The sequence below is a fragment of the Variovorax sp. 01T439_2 genome (genome assembly GCF_056398445.1).
Window position 1 is genome coordinate 1 of record NZ_JBFTPJ010000444.1, and the last position, 4663, is coordinate 4663.

At 67.9% G+C, this 4663-nt stretch carries 6 protein-coding genes; 3 read left to right on the forward strand and 3 right to left on the reverse strand.

Going from position 1 to position 4663, the window contains the following annotated elements; translation table 11 throughout:
* From AC1DOC_RS19960 to AC1DOC_RS19970, 3 genes are all read right to left on the reverse strand, one after another.
* Positions 1-333, reverse strand: a 333-nt coding sequence (locus AC1DOC_RS19960; protein WP_478130350.1) for a cbb3-type cytochrome c oxidase subunit I, incomplete at its 3' end; no start/stop codon positions are given.
* Entirely contained in the window at positions 330-1484 is a 1155-nt protein-coding gene (locus tag AC1DOC_RS19965; protein ID WP_478084442.1) for a cytochrome c oxidase subunit II, read from the reverse strand. The genes AC1DOC_RS19960 and AC1DOC_RS19965, both read right to left, overlap by 4 nt.
* A gap of 46 nt (positions 1485-1530) precedes the next feature.
* Positions 1531-2046 carry a DUF1269 domain-containing protein gene (locus AC1DOC_RS19970; protein ID WP_478080910.1) on the reverse strand — a complete coding sequence of 172 codons (516 nt, stop codon included), beginning with the start codon at positions 2044-2046 and terminating at the stop codon, positions 1531-1533.
* 196 nt (positions 2047-2242) lie between these two features.
* Between AC1DOC_RS19970 and AC1DOC_RS19975 the strand changes: the two genes are divergently transcribed.
* From AC1DOC_RS19975 to AC1DOC_RS19985, 3 genes are all read left to right on the forward strand, one after another.
* A complete protein-coding gene (locus AC1DOC_RS19975) occupies positions 2243-3064 on the forward strand; it encodes a creatininase family protein (RefSeq protein WP_018905237.1) in 822 nt (273 codons plus the stop codon).
* 13 nt (positions 3065-3077) lie between these two features.
* Positions 3078-3878, forward strand: a complete 801-nt coding sequence (locus AC1DOC_RS19980) for an ABC transporter ATP-binding protein (RefSeq protein ID WP_478080909.1) — start codon at positions 3078-3080, stop codon at positions 3876-3878.
* A partial coding sequence (locus tag AC1DOC_RS19985; protein WP_478130351.1) for an ABC transporter permease occupies positions 3856-4663 on the forward strand: 808 nt, incomplete at its 3' end. The genes AC1DOC_RS19980 and AC1DOC_RS19985, both read left to right, overlap by 23 nt.

Genomic DNA, 4663 nt, shown 5'->3' on the forward strand with positions numbered 1-4663 from the left:
GGGAAACACCATGTCCCGCGCGCCCACCATCAGCGGGATCAGGTAGTTGCCGAAGCCGCCGAGGAACAGCGCCGTGAGCAGGTAGATCACCATGATCATCCCGTGCATGGTCACGAACTGGTAGTAGCGCTCGGCGTTGATGAACTCGAACTGGCCCGGAAAGCCGAGCTGCAGCCGCATCAGGTTGGACAGCACCACGCCCACCACGCCCACTGCGATGGCGGTGCAGGCGTACTGCACCGCGATCACCTTGTGGTCCTGGCTCCAGACGTAGCGGGTCAGGAAGCTCTGCGGCGCGGGGTGGTCGCCGCCGTCGGCGTGGGACGAGTTCATCGCGCAGCCTTCTGTTCGGCGGCAGCCTGCGCCGGCGGGCTGCCCAGACTCTGGATATAGGCCACCAGCGCGGCCAGTTCTTCATCGCTCAACTCGATCTTCGGCATGACCGGCGGGAAGCCCTTCACCTGGCGAGCCCGCGGATCGCGGATGAAGCTGCGCAGATAGGCTTCGTCGACCAGCGCGGTGCTGCCGTCCGCCATGGTTTCGGTCTTGCCGTGCAGGCCCTTCCAGGTCGGCCCCACGCGCGCGCTGCCGTCGACCGTGTGGCAGGCCACGCAGCCCTTGCTGTCCGCCAGCGCGCGCCCCTGCTGGACGCGTGCATCGCCGCCGGCGGCGCCGGCCGGGGGCTCGGGCGCCTTGGCCTGCGACTTGGCGAAGGTCGGCAGCGCCGCGTGCCAGGCCTGGTAGGCCGCCGGGTCTTCCACCACCACGTAGCCGCGCATGTTGGGATGGCCCACGCCGCACAGCTGCGCGCACAGCGCTTCGTAGCGGCCCGCGACGGCCGGCGTGAACCAGAAGCGGCTGACCTGTCCCGGCACCATGTTCATCCGGGCGCGGAAGTTCGGCACGAAGAAGTCGTGCAGCACGTCGTTCGAACGCATCAGCACCAGCACCGGCTTGCCGAGCGGCAGGTGCACCTCGTTGCCGGCGATCAGGAGGTCGTCCTGGCCGGCGCGGTCGGCGGGGTCGATGCCGAACGGATTGGTGGCGCTGACAAAGCGCGCATCGGTCGCGCCCAGCTTGCCGTCCTCGCCCGGGAAGCGGAAGCGCCATTGCCATTGCTGGCCCAGCACCTCGAGCACGAGGGCGTCGCGGGGCTCCCTGACATAGTTCGCGTACACCACGAGGCCGGGCGCCAGCAGCGCCATGATGCCGACGGTGGTGCCGCCGATCAGCCAGCGCTCGAGCTTCCTGTTCTCGGGCTCATGCGCCGCGCGGCGTCCCTCGCGGTGGCGAAAGCGCACCAGCATGTAGGCGACGAACACGTTGATGGCAATGAAGAAGATCCCCGTGATCAGCAGCGTGATGGACAGGGTGTCGTCCATCGGCTGCCAGTTCGACGCAAGGGGCGTCGTCCACCACGGATTGAAGACGTGGAACAGCACCGAGCCGAGCACGATGAGCAGCAGGGCGACGGCCATGGTCATGTGCGCTCCTGCGGCTCGGCATGGTTTCCGGGCTCATGCGCGCGCTTCAGGGAAAGGCCGGGACTTGCGGCTCTTCGCCCTCGAACCGGGCTTCGGGATGCGCGGAGCGCAGCAGCGCCTCGATGTCCCGCACGCGCGAACGCGGCAGGTCCACCATCAGCAGGATCTGCCCCTGCGCGATGGCGCCCTCGAAACGTTGCAGCCTGGGGCTCGGGATCGAAATGCCGATCATGCTGGCCGACCAGGCGCCGACCACGCCGCCCAGCAGGGCCACCAGCACCGCCACTTCCCATTCGGGGCCGTCGCCGAAAATCGGGAACAGCAGCGCGGCCACGAGGCCGACGACGATGCCGCAGGCACTGCCGACCACCCACCCGGTCTTGGCTGCGTGGACGAGGTCCGAGGTCTGCCACACGTTGGCCGCATGGAGCCCGGCCATGTCCATGCCTTCCGGTCCGGCGAAATGAATGTGCGCGGCGTCGACGCGTGCCCACACCAGATCGTCCATTGCCCGCCTGGCGCTCGCCAGGTCCGGCATCAGCCAGTAGATGCGCCTCTTCATAGCGCCCCCTTTCGTCTTGCGACGAGTCAAGGAACCATGGATGACTTATATGCCCATGGAAGGCCGCCATCAAGTGGCCGCCGCATTTCACGCGGCAGCGGCATGGGGGTTATTGCCGAGCCATCTTTTTTTGACCGATTGGATAATTTAACTCATCATCCCGCCCCTGTTGCCCGCCATCACGAGGTACGCCACGATGAACCCGCACCCCCTGCGCAGCCGCTTCTGGTCCGACCTGACCAGCGAAGAGTTCTCCCGCCTGGACCGCGAACGGCTGATCGCCGTGCTGCCGGTGGGCGCGACCGAGCAGCACGGCCCCCACCTGCCGATGTCGACCGACACCGCCACCATCGACGGCATGGTCCGCGCCACGCTCCCGCACCTGCCGGGCGACCTGCCGGTGCTCTTCCTGCCCACCGTGGCCTACGGCAAGAGCAACGAGCATTCGCGCTACCCGGGCACGCTCACCGTCTCGGCCACCACGCTGATCGCGCTGTGGAAGGACATCGGCGCCTGCGTGGCGAAGGCCGGCGTGCGCAAGCTGGTGCTCTACAACAGCCACGGCGGGCAGATGAGCGTGATGGACATCGTGGCGCGCGACCTGCGCGAGGAACACGGCATGATGGTCGTGGCCGCCAACTGGTACACGCTGGGCCTGCCCGAGGGGCTCTTCACCGCGCACGAGGGCAAGCACGGCATCCATGCCGGCGACCTGGAAAGCTCGGTCATGCTGCACCTCGCGCCGAACGACGTGCGTCCCGACCAGTTCCGCAACTTCCGCTCGATGACCGAAGACCTCGCCGCCGAGAACCAATTCCTCTCCATCACGCCCAGCGGCAAGCTCGGCTGGCAGATGCACGACATCAACCCCGCGGGCGCGGCCGGCGACGCCACGCGCGCCACCGCCGAGAAGGGCGCCGCGGTGCTCGACCACGTGGGGCGGCGCTTCGTGGAGCTGCTGCAGGAGGTGGACCGCTTCCCGCTGTCGCGCCTCGCCAACGAACCTGCCTGGCGCTAGGCTCGCACCCACCATGGAAAGCCTCGCGACCTCTTCTTCGCCGCTGGTCAGCCTGCGTCATGTCAGCAAGCGCTTTGCCAACGGCACGCTCGCGCTGCAGGGCATGACGCTGGACATCGGCGAGCACGACTTCATCAGCTTTCTCGGCCCCTCGGGCTGCGGCAAGAGCACCGCGCTCAGGCTGATCGCCGGCCTGACCCGGCTCAGCTCGGGCGAGATGCAGTGGTCCGGCGCCAACACCGGCAAGACGCAGAGCGACCGCGACCTGGGCTTCGTGTTCCAGGAGCCCACGCTCATGCCCTGGGCCAAGGTGTTCGACAACGTCTGGCTGCCGCTCAAGCTCGCGGGCCAGAGCCGCGATGCGGCCGCGCCGGTGGTGCAGCAGGCGCTCGAGATGGTCGGCCTCTCGCGCTTTGCGGGCGTGTACCCGCGCGAGCTTTCGGGCGGCATGAAGATGCGCGTGTCGATCGCGCGCGCGCTGGTCACGCATCCGCGCCTCTTGCTGATGGACGAGCCCTTTGCCGCGCTCGACGAGATGACGCGCATCAAGCTCAACAACGACCTGCTCGCGATCTGGCGCGAGCACCGTTTCTCGGTGGTGTTCGTCACCCACAGCGTGTATGAGTCGGTGTACCTCTCGAACCGCATCGTGGTGATGGCCGCGCGCCCGGGCCGCGTGATCGACGAGATCCGCATCGACGAGCCCTATCCGCGCGGCGAGGAATTCCGCACCTCGAGCCGCTACAACGCGCACTGCACCGCCGTGTCGCAATCCCTGCATGGAGCCCTGCATGGCGTCGACATCGATCACTGATGAGCCCGCCGCGCTCGCGGACGCGGACACGGCGCCCTCCGAGGCCGCGCTGCGCGCACACGAAGACGGCTTGCGCCGGCGCGAGTCGATGCTGCGCATCGCGGTGCCCGCGGGCATCGTCATTGCGCTGCTGCTGGCCTGGGAATGGATGGTGCGCGCCAACAACATCCCGCACTACATCCTGCCCGCGCCTTCGCTCATTCTTCGCACGCTGTTCGACAACTGGGGCTCGCTCTCCAGCGCGCTGTGGTTCACGGTGAAGCTCACGCTGCTCGCGCTCGGCGCGGCCATCGTGGGCGGCGTGCTGCTGGCCATTGCCTTCGCGCTCTTCAAGTGGGTGGAGATCGGCCTGTTCCCGATCGCCGTGATCCTGCAGGTGACGCCGATCATCGCGATCGCGCCGCTGATACTGATCTACGTGTCGAGCACCACCGCGGCGCTCCTGCTGTGCGCGTGGATCGTGGCCTTCTTCCCGATCCTGTCGAACACCGTCATCGGCCTGAAAAGCGCCGACAGCAACCTGCGCGACCTGTTCCAGCTCTACAAGGCCTCGCCGTGGCAGACCTTCCGCTACCTGCTCGCGCCGAGCGCGCTGCCCTACTTCATGGCGGGCCTGAAGATCGCGGGCGGCCTGAGCCTGATCGGTGCGGTGGTGGCGGAGTTCACGGCCGGCACCGCGGGCAAGGAGACGGGGCTGGCTTCGCGCATCCTCGAATCGAGCTTCCGCACCGAGATCCCGATGATGTTCGCGGCGCTGCTGCTGGTGTCCCTGCTCGGCATCGCGA

Coding starts and splice junctions, on each gene's coding strand:
- AC1DOC_RS19965 (WP_478084442.1), bottom strand. CDS start 1,484: ATGACCATGGCCGTCGCCCTGCTGCTCATCGTGCTCGGCTCGGTGCTG.
- AC1DOC_RS19970 (WP_478080910.1), bottom strand. CDS start 2,046: ATGAAGAGGCGCATCTACTGGCTGATGCCGGACCTGGCGAGCGCCAGG.
- AC1DOC_RS19975 (WP_018905237.1), top strand. CDS start 2,243: ATGAACCCGCACCCCCTGCGCAGCCGCTTCTGGTCCGACCTGACCAGC.
- AC1DOC_RS19980 (WP_478080909.1), top strand. CDS start 3,078: ATGGAAAGCCTCGCGACCTCTTCTTCGCCGCTGGTCAGCCTGCGTCAT.